Genomic DNA, 15812 nt, shown 5'->3' on the forward strand with positions numbered 1-15812 from the left:
TCTGGTTGGTCGTGGAAAGCAAAAGCCGTGGGTGGGCCGGTCGGGCTGGGTGCGCGGGGGACGCCGTGAATCCGTCCCTGGAGGCTTGGCAGCCGCATCCATGCGGCTGACACCCCCGCGCACCCAACCCGACCGGCCTCCGACAGATTTCGGTGGCCTGCACCCACGAAGAAGAAAATAAGATCAAAAGCGGGTCGCGCGCTGCGCTTGCTCGTGTAGAGCCGAGCCCATGCTCGGCTTCACGGACCGTCCAGAAAGCAGCCGAGCGTGGGCTCGGCTCTACAAAAAGCAGCCTGTCAGGCTGTCTTTGCTTTTGATCTTCTTTTCTCTTCCGCGGGTGGACGCGCACGGAACCTGTCCGTGGCCGGGCAGGTGGGCTGCGCAGGGGCGTGAGCCGCATGGATGCGGCGACCGAGCTTACATGGACGTACTTGCAGCGGCCCCTGCGCAGTCCACCTGCCCGGCCTCACCCATGAACTGCTCTACGTGTCCACCCACGAGGGGCTGCGCCGTTGGCTGGAAACTACAACCCGATGCCGGCGTCGCCCTCGGGCTCCAGCGCCTTCACCAGCACCGCTGCCTGCGTTCGGCTATGGCACTCGAGTTTTTTCAGGATGGCGGTGACATGCACTTTCACCGTGTTCTCGGCCAACCCCAGCGTATAGGCGATCTGCTTGTTGAGCAGGCCATCGGCCAGGCACAGCAGCACGCGGAACTGCTGCGGGGTCAGCTGGGCCAGACGGCTGGCCAGCAGCGCATCGGCCTCCGAGCGCTCGGCGGCCATTGCCGGGAACCACAGGCCGCCGTCGAGCACCGCCTGCACGGCCTCGCCGATGGTCTCGGCCGGGGCCGACTTCGGGATGAAACCGGCCGCGCCGAACTGCTGGGCACGGCGGATCACCCGCGGATGGTCGTTGGAGGAGAGGATCACCACCGGAATGTCGGGATGCGAGCCACGCACGTGCAGCAGCGCGGAGAAGCCGTGCGCGCCAGGCATGGTCAGGTCGAGCAGCACCAGGTCCACGTCCGGCTGCGCGTCGAGCGTCTCGGCCAATGCCTCGGCGCTCGCAACCTCGCGCACCTGTGCCAACGGCAGGCTCTGCCGCAAGGACTGCACCACCGCCGAACGCAGCAGCGGGTGGTCATCGGCGATCAGGATGGTGTATTCGCTCATACCGCCATTGTACGGGCAGGTCGCCGCCTCAGCGCCCGGCCGGCTCGACGCTGCTGCGCCAGGCATCGAGAAACTGGCGACGCTTGAGCGCGTCCAGATACACCAGCAGGCCCGGACCCAGCTGGATCGGGCGGCGGCTGCGGCCCGGCGCATCATCGCCGCGCGCGTTGCCGGTCACGATCGGCATCAGCCGTGCCTCGCGCGACAGCACCTGCTGGCCGCGTGGCGACAGCAGGTAGTCGAGGAAGCGCCGGGCCTCTTCCGGATGTGGGCCGGTACGTGGAATCACCGCGGTGCGCAGCACCACCAGCGTGTAGTCCTCGGGCTCCACAATCGCCAGCGGAGCACCCGCGTCGATGCGTGCCTGCGCGTAGGAGCCAAGCACGTTGTAGACCAGTGACAGCTGGCCGCTGGCGACCTGGTCCAGCAGCACGCCGGTGCGCTCCTCGCGCACCACGTCGTTATCGCCGAGCGCGCCCAGCAGCGCGCCGGCAATGCTGCCGCGCTGCGCGTCCTGGGTCGCCAACAGGTAGCCGACGCTGCTGCGCTCGATGTCATAGGTGCCGACCCTGCCGCGCAGGGGGGCACCTTCAGCACGCAGCCGGTCCAGCAGCTGGCGGCGCGTGTGCGGCACCTTGGCCGAAGGAATCGCGCGGGTGTTGTAGACCATCACCACCGGCTCGTAGCTGATGCCGAACGCCTCGTTGCGCCACTGTGCCCAGGCCGGCAGCGCGGCGGTCTGCGCCGAACGGTGTGGCAGCGCGTGACCGTCATTGACCAGTTTGGTCTGCAGGTCCATGCCGCTGGAGATCAGCAGGTCTGGTGATGCCGGGCCGCCGCGGTCGTGCAGGTAACGTGCGTACAGGTCCTGGGTGATGATGTCCTCGTACACCACCTCGGTGCCGGGGTACAGGCGCTGGTAGTCGGCGATGACCACCGCGAACACTTCGATATCGGTGGTGCCGTGGATGCGCAGCTGAGCGGTGGCCGCTCCCTGTGCGGGAAAACGGCGCACATCGCCGGGCGCGGCCAACACCGGCAGGGCCAGCAGCAGCGCAACAGTCGTGGCGAACAAGCGGATCATGGACTGCTCCGGGGCAGGCGGATGGTGGCGACCAGCCCGCCCTGCGGGCGGTTGCTCAGGTCAATGCGGCCGCCATGGCTGTCGACCACGCGCTTGACGATGGCCAGGCCCAGCCCGGCACCACCTGAGGGCGCGCCTTCGCCACGGGCGAAACGCTCGAATACGCGCTCGGCATCGGCCGGGGCGATGCCCGCGCCGTGGTCGGCGATGGTCAGCACGGCCTGCTCGCCTTCCACGGTAAGGGCAATCTGCAAGTCGCCGTCACCGCCGTACTTCAGTGCGTTGTCGACCAGGTTCTTGATCGCCTCGCGCAGCAGCAGCGCATCGCCGTGCACCAATGCCGGTTCGGCGGTCATCGCCAACTGCACGCGCGGCGCCGGACCGGCCTGCGGCAGCGCTTCATGCAGGGCCTGGTGCACGGTCTCGGCCAGGTCCACCGCTGCAAAGCGCTGCAGATGCGAACGATGGATCACGCTGGCATCGCTGAGCAGCTGGTTCAGCAGCCGGCTCATATGGGTGGCGTTGCGCTCGATCGCCTGCAGGCTGCGCCGCATGTCCTCCGGATCGTCATCATCCAGCGCCAGCTGCGCCTGTGCGCGCAATGCCGCCAGCGGCGTGCGCATCTGGTGCGCAGCCTCGGCCATGAACGCGCGCAGTGTCTCGTTGCTGCTGGACAGGCGTTCCATGAAGCGGTTCAGCGCCGCCACCATCTGGTCCATCTCGCGCGGAACGCGGGCATCCAGCGGCTTCAGGTCGGACGGCTCCCGTCGCGACAGCTCGCGCTCCACCCGCACCAGCGGCCGGAATGCGCGATGCACGCCGAACGCCACCAGTGCCAGCAGCAGCCCGGACAGCACGCCGATCGCCAGCAACGCGCGATTGACCATGTCCTGCGCGACCGCTTCACGCGCACGCCGGGTCTGGCCGACCTGGACCTGCACCTCGCCCTGCGCCGAGGCAGCGGCGAAGCTGCGGCCGACCACCACGAAGCGCACGGTCTCGCCGCTGTAGGTGGCATCGAACAGCTGCGGCTGGGTACCGGGCCGGCGCGGCGCTGCCGGCAGGTCATCGTAGCCGGTGATCAGCGTGCCGCGGCTGTCGGCCACGCGATAGAACACGCGGTCCTCCGGCGCCATCGCCAGCAGGTCCAGCGCCGCATACGGCAGATCGACCTGCCACTGCCCATCGACCAGCGCCACCGAATCGGCGATGGACAGCGCCGAGGACACCAGCAGGTGATCGTAGGAACGGTTGGCGGCACGCTGGCCGTAATCGCGTGCGGCGAACAGCAGGGCCACCGCGAACACCGCCAGCAGCACGCCGAGATAGAGCAGCAGCGTGCGCCGCAGCGAACCCGGCGCCGCAGTCGCAGCGCGCGCGTCAGCCATCGGCGTCGGCATGGGTATCGCTGGCCTCCAGCAGATAGCCGACACCGCGCACCGTGGTGATGCGCAGCGGTGCGCCCGCCAGCTTCTTTCTCAGGCGGCCAACATACAACTCGATGGCATTCGGCCCCGCTTCGTCATCGAAACCGAACAGGCCGTTGCCGATCTCATCCTTGCCGACCACTTGGCCGAGGCGCCCGACCAGGATCTCCAGCAGGCGGTACTCGCGGTTGGGCAGTTCGATCGGTTCGCCGTCGAGGCTGACCCGGTGCGCAGCGTTGTCGAACTGGAAGCCGCCGATCTGCACCACTTCGCTGGCCTGGCCACGCGCACGCCGCAGCAGCACACGGCAGCGCGCTTCGAACTCGCGGAAATCGAATGGCTTGCCCAGGTAATCGTCGGCACCGACATCCAGCGCCTGCACGCGATCCTCGATGCCATCGCGCGCGGTCAGCATCAGCACCGGCGTGCTGTCACCGCGCTCGCGCATGCCGGCCAGCACGCGCAGGCCATCGAGCTTGGGCAGGCCGATGTCCAGCACCACCAGGTCGAAGCTCTGGTAGCGCAGCACGCTGGCGGCGGCCAGGCCATCGGCCTGCCAGTCCACGGCGTGCCCGCTGCGGCGCATCCGGCGGATGATCGCATCGGCCAGATCCGGGTTGTCTTCGACCAGCAGCAGGCGCATGGGCACACGGGTGGGAGGGGAACCGAATGCTACCGCATGCCGCCGCCGCGCTCGCCGGGTGTGGCCCAGTGAGCGCAGCGGCCGGATTTACGCTGCACCGCACAAACTGCTGACAGGACGATGACAGCTTGCCCGACCCAGACTGCGGCCGCGCACCGTCCGGTGCCCACGATTGCCGCGCGCCTGGCGCGCACCTGGGAGGGTTTGTGGAATTCACGTTTGCCTGGCGGCGTCCTGCCGCCATGATGGCGCTGGCTGCCCTGTCGGCGCCGGCCTTCGCTGCCGAAGACAACCGCCCGGTCACCGCCACCCTCGGTGGCCGCCTGCACCTGGACTTCGCCACCTTCGACAACGACAACCGCGGCACCCCGAACAAGGACGACACCGAGATCCGTCGCGCCTGGCTGGACGTGTCCGGCAAATTCTTCGTGGTCGACTACAAGCTGGAAGCCGACTTCTCCGGCGACCGCGTCGAGGCCAAGGATGTCTACCTGGCACGCAGCTTCGGCGAGGCCGGCAAGCTGACCGTCGGCCAGTTCAAGCAGTACTTCTCGCTGGATGACCGTACCAGCTCCAACTACGGCAGCTTCCTGGAGCGCGGCAACGCCGGCACCACGCTGGCGCCGCTGTACCGCCTGGGTGCGTCCTGGCAGGCCAATCCGGGGGATTTCACCTGGGCGGCCAGCCTCTACAGCCTGGAGAGCATCGACGCCTGGCAGGTGAAGGGCCGCGCGGCGGGTGGTCGCGTCACCTGGGCGCCCACGCCCAGCGACGGTGACGTGCTGCACCTGGGCCTCTCGCTGGCCCGCGAGGCCTACGACAACCCGGGGGCCAACGGCGTGCCCGGCCTGCGTATCCGCCCGCGCCCGGCCGGCCACCTGTCCGACAACAGCCGCCTGACCCTGGTCGACTTCTCCGCCGGCCGCGATACCGACGTCAACAAGTGGTCGCTGGAATACGCGCAGGTGCGCGGCCCGTTGTCGTGGCAGGGCGAGTTCAGTGGCGCCACCTTCGATGATGGCGCCCAGCGCGGCGACGTGATGGCGGCCTACGGCATGCTCAGCTGGTTCGTCACCGGCGAAAGCCGTGCCTACGACCGCAGGACCGGCCGCTTCGCACGGGTCAAGGACATCCGCCACAAGGCTGGGGCCTTCGAAGTGGCGCTGCGTTACGACCAGATGTGGGGCGCGCAGCACCTCGATGGCGCGCCGGACCTGCGCCGTGGCAGCACCGAAGCCTGGACGCTGGGTGGCAACTGGTACCTGCGCGACAACCTGCGCTTCATGCTCAACGTGATCGAAAGCCGCAACCGCGACCGCCTGGCCGGGGTCACGGTGGACCGCACGCGCGCGGTCACCGGCCGCCTGCAGTACGACTTCTAAGCCAGCTGTGCCGGGCAAACCACCCGGCCCCCTTCCACTCCCCACGTCCTGTTTTCGCAAGGAGTCCGCAGATGATGCTGAGCATCCTCGGCTTTGGCATGGTCATTACGTTCATGTACTTGATCATGAGCAAACGCCTGTCGCCGCTGGTGGCCCTGATCACCATCCCCATCCTGTTCGCGCTGATCGGCGGCTTCGGCGCCGGCATCGACGAAATGATGCTGGAAGGCATCAAGAAGATAGCGCCGACCGGCGTGATGCTGATGTTCGCCATCCTCTACTTCGGGGTGATGATCGACGCCGGCCTGTTCGATCCGCTGGTAAGGGTGATCCTGCGCTTCGTCAAGGGCGATCCGATGAAGATCGTGCTGGGCACGGCGGTGCTGGCGATGCTGATCTCGCTCGACGGTGACGGCTCGACCACCTACATGATCACCGTCTCGGCGATGCTGCCGCTGTACCAGCGGCTTGGCATGAACGCGCTGAACTTGACCTGCGTGACCATCCTGGCCGGCGGCGTGATGAACCTGACTCCGTGGGGCGGCCCGACCGCACGCGCGGCCACCGCGCTGCACGTGGACCCGGCCGATGTGTTCGTGCCGCTGATCCCGTCGATGGTAATCGCCTGTGCCGGCGTGCTGCTGCTGGCCTGGTACCTGGGCCTGAAGGAACGCCGTCGCCTTGGCGTGGTGACCCTGCCCAAGGGCGGCAGCTGGATGGACAACAGCGTGTCCGATGACAGCAATCCGCTGCCGACCGTGGAAGACGCCGAGGACATCAAACGTCCGAAGCTGCTGTGGGTCAACCTGGCCCTGACCGTGGCGCTGATGGCCGCGCTGATCATCGGCGTGCTGCCGATGCCGGTGCTGTTCATGGTCGGCTTCGCCATCGCCCTGGTGATCAACTACCCGAACCTGGCCGAACAGCGCCGCCGCGTGGTCAACCATGCCGGCAACGTGCTGTCGGTGGTGTCGCTGATCTTCGCCGCGGGCATCTTCACCGGCATCCTCAACAACACCGGCATGGTCGAGGCGATGTCACACAGCTTCCTGGCGGTGATTCCGGAGTCGTGGGGCCCGTACCTGGCGGTGATCACCGCCGTGGCGTCGATGCCGTTCACCTTCTTCATGTCCAACGACGCGTTCTACTTCGGCGTGCTGCCGATCCTGTCCGAGGCCGCCGGCAACTACGGCATCACCCCGGTGGAAATGGCGCGCGCCTCGCTGGCCGGCCAGCCGGTGCACCTGCTCAGCCCGCTGGTGCCCTCCACCTACCTGCTGGTGGGCCTAGCCAAGGTCGAATTCGCCGACCACCAGAAGTTCACCCTGAAGTGGGCCATCGCCATCTCGATGCTGCTGATGATCGGCAGCCTGCTGTTCGGCCTTTACCCCCTCGCCGCCTGACCCTTTGCCAAGGAGCCTTCTGCAATGACGCTTCGAATCGCTTACGTCACCAGTGGAATGGGCAGTGTCGGCACTGCCATCTGCCAGAGCCTGGCCCGCAGCGGCCACACCGTGGTTGCCGGCTGCGCGCCGAACTCGCCGCGCAAGGCCAACTGGCTGCGCGAGCAGCGCGAACAGGGCTTCGACTTCATCGCCTCCGAAGGCAACGCCACCGACTGGGCCTCGACCAGCGCCGCGTTCGCCAAGGTCCGCGCAGAAGTCGGTGAAGTGGACGTGCTGGTCAACAACTCCGGCGGCAGCCGCGACCTTCTTTTCCGGCAGATGACGGTGGAAGACTGGAACGCGGTGATCGCCTCCAACCTCAATGCGCTGTTCAACCTGACCAAGCAGGTGGTCGATGGCATGGCCACGCGCGGCTGGGGCCGCATCATCAACATCGGTTCGGTCAGCGCCCACAAGGGCCAGATCGGCCAGGTGAACTACGCCACCGCCAAGGCCGCGATGCACGGTTTCAGCCGTGCACTGGCCGCCGAAGTGGCCTCGCGCGGGGTCACCGTCAACACGCTGTCGCCGGGTTACATCGCCAGCCAGGCGATCAGCAGCTTCCCGCCGGATGTACTGGATCGGCTGGCCGCCTCGGTGCCGGTGCGCCGGCTGGGTCGGCCCGAGGAAGTGGCCGGCCTGTGCGCGTGGCTGGCCTCGGATGAAGCCTCGTACGTGACCGGTGCCGACTATCCGGTCAACGGTGGCCTGTACATGGGTTGAGCCCTCCCCCACGGAGTGCGCGGGGCCGGTGAATCTTCGTTCGCGAGGGGGATCCGGCCCCTTTTTCCATCTGGTAGCAGGACACGCACGGGCGCCTGCGTCGTTCGTTGGTTTTTCGTAAAGAAGGTTTCATGTTCCGTTCGCATAGTGGCCATGCACCGCGCACGTGTGCCGGTGACCACCCCCCATGCAACGGACCACCATGCAGACCCGACACCTGACGATCGCCGTGGCGATCGCGCTCTCCGCCGCCACCAGCGCCCATGCCGCCACCGCCGCCGATACCGGCGCCAGCACCGATGCCGCGCTGAGCGCGCAGACGCTGGACACCGTCTCCGTGATCGGCCAGGGCGAGACCCGCCAGGTGCAGCGCATCACCACCGTCGACAAGCAGGTGCTGCCGCCGGGTACCAGTGGCCAGAAGATCCTCGACCGCCTGCCGGGCGTGTCGGTGCAGTCCAACGATGCCTTCGGTGCCAATGAGGAATCGCAGACCATCAGCCTGCGTGGCTTCGACAAGAGCCGCCTCGGCTACACGCTGGACGGCATCCCGCTGGGTGACAACAGCTACGGCAACTACAACGGCCTGAGCATTGCCCGCGCGATCATTGCCGAGAACCTGGCCGGTGCCGAGCTGTCGCAGGGCATCGGTTCGCTGGGCGTGGCTTCGACCAGCAACCTGGGCGGCACCATCCAGTATTTCTCGATGGACCCGTCCACTGAATTCGGTGGCCGCGCCAGCGTCACCGTCGGCGACAACAACCAGCGCCGTGGCTACCTGCGCGTGGACACCGGCGACCTCAACGGCTTCTCGGCCTATGTGTCCGGCGTGCACCAGGACCAGGACATGTGGGCCGCGCCGTACCAGAACCAGACCACCCGCCAGTTCAACGCCAAGGCCGTGTGGAATATCGGCGACCACCGTTTCGGTGCGTTCGTGGCGACCTCGCGCGCCAGCCAGGCCAACTACGCCTACCTGTCCAAGGACATGCTGGCCCGCGGCCTGGGCTATGACTGGAACATCTACGCACCGGACTGGGACCGCGCCGTCGCTGCTGCGTACTGCGCGCCGGGCACCTACAACAAGGCGCGCTGCAGGTTCAGCGGCGGCGTCAACAGCATCGACGATGCGTACTACCAGAGCCGTGCACTTCGCGACGACAACCTCTATTCGGTCGATGCCGACCTGCGCCTGGGCGAGCAGGGTCGCCTGAAGTTGCTGGCCTACCACCACGACAACCGTGGCCAGGGCCACTGGTGGGCACCGGGCCAGCCGTCCTACCCGGGCACCGACAGGATGCTGCCGATTTCGATCCGCAGCACCAACTACACGATCAACCGCGATGGTGTGACCGCCGCGCTGTCGTGGACGGTGGGCATCCACGAACTGGAGGCCGGCCTGTGGTACGAGCAGAACGACCATAACGTGTCGCGCAACTTCTACTACATCAGCGGCCCGTTCCTGGACGACCTGTACCTGAAGAACCCGGACCGCCTGCTGTTCAACCAGGATTTCGACATCCGCACGCGCCAGTTCTACGTGCAGGACCGCATGCGCTTCCTCGACCAGCGCCTGACCGTGGACGTGGGCATCAAGAGCCCGAACACCCGCATGCGCGCCACCGCCCAGCCGGGCGTGGAAACCAGCATCGCTTCGGGCACGCTGACCGCCAAGAAGTCGGTGCTGCCGCAGGTGGGCCTGGGCTTCAAGCTCAACGCCAACAATGAACTGTTCGCCTCGTACGCCGAGAACATCGCCGCCTTCGTCGGTGGCGGCAGCGGTGGCCCGTTGCAGGTGTCGCCGGAATCGTTCGCAGCCAGCGCCGGCCTGGAGCCGGAGAAGTCCAAGAGCCTGGAAGCCGGCTTCCGTACCTTCGGCGAGAAGTACCAGGCCTCGATCGCGGCCTACAACGTGAAGTTCGACAACCGCCTGCTGTCGCTGAACCCGTGTTCCAGCATCGAAGTCGGCACGCGTCCGGAGTGCGTAACGCGCTTCATCAATGTCGGTTCGGTGAAGAGCCACGGCGCGGAACTGACCTTCATCCTCAAGCCGATCGACGGCCTGCAGTGGTACAACGCGCTGTCCTGGAACAAGACCACCTACGAGGATGACTACACCTCGGGCGGCGCGATCGTGCCGGTGGCCGGCAAGATCACGGTGGATACGCCGCAGCGCATGGCCTCCAGCGAGATCAGCTGGAACCGCGATGGCTTCTTCGCCAGCCTGCGTGCCAAGTACACCGGCAAGCGCTACTACACCTACACCAACGACCAGTCGGTGCCGGGGGTGACCACCTTCGACGCCGGTGCAGGCTACGACTTCGGCCCGGGCCTGGGCCTGCGCAACGTTCGGGTGTCGTTGAATGCGACCAACCTGACCAACAAGCGCTACGCCGGCCAGCTGAGCTCGTTCGCACCGACCGATCCGAAGGGCACGCGCTATGCGATCCATGCGAGCGCACCGCGGCAGCTGTTCATGACGGTGGCGGCGGAGTTCTAAGTCAAAAGCGGGCGCTGCGGCGCGTTGATTGTTCCTGCATGGCGTGGGTAGGCAGGCCCATGCAGGACACGCCGTAAACCCATCCATGGGGGCTCGATGGCGCCATCCATGGCGCCAACGGTCCTGCGCCGGCCCATCCGACCCTGCTCGACGGTTTCCCGCGCCACGGTGCGGAGGACAAAGAAGAGCAAGAGCAAAGAGCCGGGCATTGCCCGGCTCTTTGCTTTTCAAGATTTTCAAGCGCAATCCCTTCGGCGCGGTGATGTGCTGCCGCCCGCGCGGGAAACTGTCTGGCGGCGGTGGCGCACCCTGGCCAGGACCGTGAGGCGCATGGATGCGCCGATCGAGCCCCCATGGATGGGTTTACGGCGTGTCCTGGCCAGGGTGCGCCACCGCCGCCCAGCGATATCAATCGAGGCGCCAGCGCATCATCCCGCCAACGCATTTCATTCCGGCGCCAGCTGGTCCATCCGTATCCGGTTGGCAAACAGCGAAAACGCCAGCATGCCGGCCAGCCCATTCGCCCGGCTCACCCAATGCGGCAGCCAGCGCGGTGGCTTCAGCACCCCCGCCTCGAACAACGGTGCGAACGCGATCGCATCGGCCAGGCTCATCTTGCCGGCGAACAACCAGCGGCAGACCTGCAGGCGGTCCTCGGCCAGCATGTGGCGGAAGAAGGTGTGCACCGACACCAGGCCGCGCAGGTACACCGTGTCCTTGGTGAAGGCCAGGCCGCCACTCGGCGGCACGCCGCGGAACACGCGCTGCGCCGAGGCGAAACTCTCTTCCGCGTTCTGTCCCGCGTCGCAGAAGTAGCGGAACACCTCGATGAAGTCGGCGCCTTCGCGTGCCATGGCAATCGCTTCGGTACGCAGGCTGATGCGCTTGAGGCGCTCGATGTCGATGCTGCCGGTGATCTGCTCGGCAAACGTCGCCAGCCCTTCCTGGGTGGCCGTCACCCGCGGCGACGACAACGCCAGGCTGGGCAACACCGGTTGTTCGCGGCCGTTCAATGCGGTCAGCGAATGCACCAGCGCTTCGTGGTGGAACAGCTGCGCGCGGTCGTAGGCGCTGAAGCGGGCACTGGTGCGCAGTCGAATACGGGTCGGGCCGGCAGCCGCCTTGGACACCAGCTCCGGATCCAGCTGCACCTGGATGATGCGCGATTCGAAGAACGCATCCAGGTCGTTCTGCAACTGCAGTTGCAGGGCGATGGCCGAGACCGGTACCTGCTCTTCCGGTGCCAGCAGTTCGTGGTCCAGTTCGGCGGCAATCTGGATGAAGTGGCGCGCCGCGTCGCGCGTACTCGGGCCATTGCCCGGCAGCGGCTGCTCGGGCGCGCCGAACAGCTGCACCGAACAGGTATCGACGGCGGCAGTGCCCAGCCCCTCAAGCAGCTGCGCGGCCAGGTCCCAGCTCTGTGCCGACTGCCGCACGTAGTGGCCCAGCGGATGGCTGTCATCGCAGTCAGCGGCGATCACAGCCAGCGCGCGACGTTCTTCGCTGAAGTCCAGCCGTGGGTAATCCACCTTCGGCAGCACCGGCTGGCCACGTGCCACGCTGTCCAGGAACGGTGCCTGCAGCGTGGCCGGCCAGCTGGTCAGCCCCAGCAGGCGGATGCCTCCCACGGCCTCGACCAGGCGCGCATCGAGCGCTGCATGGTGGGCCACCTCATGGTCCAGCGTCGCGGTCGGTTCCATGGGCGGACTATAGCGCCCTGCCCTTGCTTTGGTAGGTGCCAACCTTGGTTGGCATGCGCCGACGGCGGGCTGCGGACAGATTCGTGCCAACCAAGGTTGGCACCCACCCGAAGCAGGCAGACGCGGGTTCAATACAGGGGTCGGAGCCCATTGCGAGGCAATGGGATCCGACCCCGACACCCATCAGCGCCGGCGCGGCTTGGCGGCCGGGCGGAACTGCTGGCCCTTGCCCTTCCTGCCGCCACGTTCCTGCGCGGTCTCGGCCTGGCGCACCGCCAGCTTGGCGGCAGCGGCAGCCACTTCTTCCTTCAGCTTGAAGTAGTTCAGCAGCCGGCTCTCTTCGATCTCGCCAGCGTCGATCGCTGCGCGGACAGCACAGCCCGGTTCCTGCTGGTGCTTGCAGTCGTTGAAACGGCACTGCGTGGCCAGCGCTTCGATGTCGGCGAAGCCACCTTCGGACAGCGTTTCTTCGCCGGTCGGTTTCAGCTCGCGCATGCCGGGGGTGTCGATCAGGCAGGCGCCGGTCGGAAGCGGCATCAACGCGCGATGGGTGGTGGTGTGGCGGCCGCGCGAATCGTTGGCACGCACCGCGTTGGTCTTCATCCGCTGCTCGCCGAGCAGGGTGTTGGTCAGCGTGGATTTGCCGGCACCGGAGGAGCCCACCAGCACCACCGTGCGGCCCGGGCCCAGCCACGGTTGCAGCACCGCCACACTGTCGGCATCCAGGCCGTTGATCGCATGCAACGCGATGCCCTGCATCTCCAGTTCTTCCAGCACCGCCAGCGCATCCTCGCTGTACTCGGTCTGGTCGGCCTTGGTCAGCACCACCACCGGTTCGGCGCCGCCACCGCCGACCAGCAGCAGGTAGCGCTCGATGCGGCGCGGATTGAAGTCGGCATCCAGGCCACAAACGATGAACACCGTATCGATGTTCGCTGCGATCACCTGCTGGTGGTAGTGCTCGCCCGCCGCGCCACGCTTGATCGCGGTGCGACGCGGCAGCAGCGCAACGATGCGGATGCCGTCCAGCAGCACCCAGTCGCCCACGGCCGGCCGCTCGTGGCTGGGAAAGCGCGGGCGCTGCCATTCCGGCAGTGACTCGGCCTTGATCGCCGCATCCGGGCCATCGGCCACCACGTAATGGGTCCGGTGCTGCTCGATCACCCGCGCCGGGCGGGCCTGCGGGTGCGCGGCCATCATGGCCTGCCAGTCGGCCTGCTGCGCCGGGCCCGGCCAGGGCCAGCCGATGGTCTGCAGGGCGATGAAATCGGGGGTCTGGGTCATCGCCGCCATTCTACCTGTGACGGCCCCCGGCCAGCCCAGCAATGGCAGGCGCGGAGCCGTTGCCATGCACTGCAGCAATTCCGGTAGGATGGAATCCCCATGCCTTTTGACGGCCCAGCCCCCATGTCCACCCTTTCGCCCAAGCCCCTGGCCATCCGCGAGCGCCTTTCCGAAGTGCGCTACGAGATCCGCGGAGAACTGGCCCGGCGAGCGCGGGAGCTGGAGGCGCAGGGCCGCAAGCTGATCAAGCTCAACATCGGCAACCCGGGCAACTTCGGTTTCCGCGCACCCGAGCACCTGCAGCGCGCGATCGCCGACGACATGGGCCGCACCGACCCGTACACCCACCAGCAGGGCCTGCCGGTGGCGCGTGAAGCCATCGCCGATTACTACGCCCGCCGCGGCGCACCGGATGCACACCCGGACCGCGTGTTCGTCGGCAACGGTGTCAGCGAGCTGATCGACCTGTCGCTGCGCGCACTGCTCAATCCGGGCGATGAGGTGCTGGTGCCGTCGCCGGACTACCCGCTGTGGTCGGCCTCCACCATCCTCAACGATGGCCGACCGGTGTACTACCGCTGCGCCGCCGAAAACGGCTTCCAGCCGGACCCGAGCGAGATCGAGACACTGGTGTCGTCACGCACCCGCGCCATCGTGCTGATCAACCCGAACAACCCCAGCGGCGCCAGCTACCCGCGCGAACTGCTGGAGCGCGTGGTCGAGATCGCACGACGCCACAACCTGCTGTTGCTGGTCGATGAGATCTACGACCAGATCCTGTACGACGATGCGGTGTTCCAGCCGGTCGCGCCGCTGGCCGGCGACCATCCGTGCCTGACCTTCAGCGGCCTGAGCAAGGTGCACCGTGCCTGCGGCTGGCGCGTGGGCTGGGCCCACCTCAGCGGCGACGACGCGCGCCTGGGCGACTTCCGCGCCGCGCTGGACCTGCTGGGCGCGCTGCGCCTGTGCGCCAACGTACCGGGCCAGTACGCCATCGAGGCCGCAGTGAACGGCCCGGACACCATCTCCGAACTGTGCACCCCGGGTGGCCGCCTGTATGAAACCCGCCGTGCGGTGATCGACGCCTGCGAAGCCAGCGAGCACCTGTCGCTGGTCGCGCCGGCCGGTGCGCTGTATGCGTTCCCGGCCGTGGTCGGTGCCGCTGCCAAGGGCTTTGACGACCACAACTTCGCGCTGGACCTGATGAACAACGAAGGCGTGCTGGTGGTACCGGGTTCCAGCTTCAACGTGCCCTACCGCCATCATTTCCGCGTGACCCTGTTGCCGGAAGCCTCGGTGATGCGCGATGTGTTCGCCCGCATCGACCGCGTGCTGGCCCGGCGTGCCGAGGACGCGACCAAGGTCGTGCCGCTGAAGCCGCGCCGTTCGGTGGCCTGAGCGGTGGCGCTGTCCTACCTGGCGCTGGGCGACTCGTACACCGTCGGAGAAGCCGTTGCCGTCGAAGGCCGCTGGCCGCACCAGCTGGCCGCCGCCCTGCGTGCGCAGGATGTGGCGCTGGCCGACCCTCAGACCATCGCCACCACCGGCTGGACCACCGACGAGCTGGACGCCGGCATCGATGCGGCCGCACCCCAGGGTCCGTTCGATTTCGTCAGCCTGCTGATCGGCGTCAACAACCAGTACCGCGGCCGGCCGCTGGACGAGTACCGCGTACAGTTCCAGGCCCTGCTTCAGCGGGCGATCGGCTTTGCCGGGGGCCGCCCCGGGCGTGTGCTGGTGCTGTCCTTCCCCGACTGGGGCGCGACGCCGTTCGGTGCCGGCAGCGGCCGCGACCTGGCCACCATCGAGATCGAGACCGACGAGTTCAACGCAGCGGCCGAGGTGATCAGCACCCAGCAGGACGTGGCCTTCGTCGACATCACCGACATCAGCCGTGACCAGGGTGACAACCCGGCAATGATCGCCGAAGACGGCCTGCACCCGTCGGCGCGGATGTACGCACTGTGGAGCGCGCGCGCGCTGCCGGTCGCCGCACACCTGCTCGGTGGCACGGACTGACACGATGGATGGTACGCCACGGAACGGCCCGCCCCTGCCCTGCACACCGCTGACCGCCCCGCAGGCCCGCGCGATCGCCGAAGCGTTCCGCCCGGCACGGGCCTGGGGCAGCCGCCGCGACTACTACTACACCCGCGGCAAGCTCGGCAGCGACCCGCTGTATGACGGCGTGCTGCAGCATCTGCCCGACGACGGGCAACCCTTACTGGACCTGGGGTGCGGGCTGGGCCTGTTCGCCCACGTGCTGCGCCAGCGCAGCGGCACCCACCCCTACCTCGGCGTGGACGTGGATGCCGGCAAGATCACCCGTGCCCAGCGTGCCGCCGCCGGCCTGCACGCTGTGCGCTTCGACTGCCTGGACGTGCAGGCGCCACTGCCGGCGCAGCCTGGACACGTCCTGTTGCTGGATGTGCTGCAGTACCTGGACGCGG

At 67.6% G+C, this 15812-nt stretch carries 13 protein-coding genes; 7 read left to right on the top strand and 6 right to left on the bottom strand.

What is annotated here, in order from left to right; translation table 11 throughout:
- Positions 1-523: 523 nt before the first annotated feature.
- The 4 genes from N5E02_RS12180 to N5E02_RS12195 are packed head-to-tail and all read right to left on the bottom strand — an operon-like array spanning position 524 to position 4328.
- Positions 524-1174 (bottom strand): response regulator transcription factor, encoded by a 651-nt coding sequence (locus N5E02_RS12180; RefSeq protein WP_065185360.1) that lies wholly within the window; start codon positions 1172-1174, stop codon positions 524-526.
- A gap of 28 nt (positions 1175-1202) precedes the next feature.
- Positions 1203-2258, bottom strand: a complete 1056-nt coding sequence (locus N5E02_RS12185) for an ABC transporter substrate-binding protein (protein WP_279946301.1) — start codon at positions 2256-2258, stop codon at positions 1203-1205.
- Positions 2255-3646: a sensor histidine kinase gene (locus N5E02_RS12190; RefSeq protein WP_032954514.1), complete on the bottom strand. Its 1392-nt coding sequence runs from the start codon at positions 3644-3646 to the stop codon at positions 2255-2257. Before N5E02_RS12190 ends, N5E02_RS12185 begins: the two co-directional genes overlap by 4 nt.
- Complete coding sequence (locus N5E02_RS12195) at positions 3639-4328, bottom strand: response regulator transcription factor (protein ID WP_005419188.1); 690 nt, start codon at positions 4326-4328, stop codon at positions 3639-3641. The genes N5E02_RS12190 and N5E02_RS12195 overlap by 8 nt, the downstream gene beginning before the upstream one ends.
- A 242-nt stretch (positions 4329-4570) precedes the next feature.
- Here N5E02_RS12195 and N5E02_RS12200 point away from each other — a divergent pair, with 242 nt between their 5' ends.
- From N5E02_RS12200 to N5E02_RS12215, 4 genes are all read left to right on the top strand, one after another.
- Entirely contained in the window at positions 4571-5710 is a 1140-nt protein-coding gene (locus N5E02_RS12200; RefSeq protein WP_065196452.1) for a porin, read from the top strand.
- Positions 5711-5784: 74 nt separating this feature from the next.
- A complete protein-coding gene (locus N5E02_RS12205; protein ID WP_279946304.1) occupies positions 5785-7113 on the top strand; it encodes a CitMHS family transporter in 1329 nt (442 codons plus the stop codon).
- Between the two features lie 24 nt (positions 7114-7137).
- Complete coding sequence (gene phbB, locus N5E02_RS12210) at positions 7138-7878, top strand: acetoacetyl-CoA reductase (protein ID WP_005419193.1); 741 nt, start codon at positions 7138-7140, stop codon at positions 7876-7878.
- Positions 7879-8080: 202 nt separating this feature from the next.
- Positions 8081-10378, top strand: coding sequence for a TonB-dependent receptor (locus tag N5E02_RS12215; protein ID WP_139727639.1), 2298 nt, complete (start codon positions 8081-8083; stop codon positions 10376-10378).
- Positions 10379-10824: 446 nt separating this feature from the next.
- Here N5E02_RS12215 and N5E02_RS12220 read toward each other — a convergent pair whose 3' ends face one another.
- Both N5E02_RS12220 and rsgA read right to left on the bottom strand, forming a co-directional pair.
- Positions 10825-12078 carry a flavohemoglobin expression-modulating QEGLA motif protein gene (locus N5E02_RS12220; RefSeq protein WP_279946302.1) on the bottom strand — a complete coding sequence of 418 codons (1254 nt, stop codon included), beginning with the start codon at positions 12076-12078 and terminating at the stop codon, positions 10825-10827.
- A gap of 183 nt (positions 12079-12261) precedes the next feature.
- The gene (rsgA, locus tag N5E02_RS12225; RefSeq protein ID WP_065196455.1) at positions 12262-13371 is read right to left on the bottom strand and encodes a ribosome small subunit-dependent GTPase A; all 1110 of its coding nucleotides are present in this window, start codon (positions 13369-13371) and stop codon (positions 12262-12264) included.
- Between the two features lie 114 nt (positions 13372-13485).
- Between rsgA and N5E02_RS12230 the strand changes: the two genes are divergently transcribed.
- The 3 genes from N5E02_RS12230 to N5E02_RS12240 all read left to right on the top strand — a co-directional run.
- A complete protein-coding gene (locus N5E02_RS12230) occupies positions 13486-14760 on the top strand; it encodes a pyridoxal phosphate-dependent aminotransferase (RefSeq protein ID WP_005419200.1) in 1275 nt (424 codons plus the stop codon).
- A gap of 3 nt (positions 14761-14763) precedes the next feature.
- Positions 14764-15381, top strand: a complete 618-nt coding sequence (locus tag N5E02_RS12235; RefSeq protein ID WP_005419202.1) for an SGNH/GDSL hydrolase family protein — start codon at positions 14764-14766, stop codon at positions 15379-15381.
- Positions 15382-15385: 4 nt separating this feature from the next.
- Positions 15386-15812, top strand: a 427-nt coding sequence (locus N5E02_RS12240; protein ID WP_279946303.1) for a methyltransferase domain-containing protein, incomplete at its 3' end; no start/stop codon positions are given.

It is taken from the genome of Stenotrophomonas sp. GD03777 (assembly GCF_029842485.1).
GTDB lineage: Bacteria > Pseudomonadota > Gammaproteobacteria > Xanthomonadales > Xanthomonadaceae > Stenotrophomonas > Stenotrophomonas sepilia.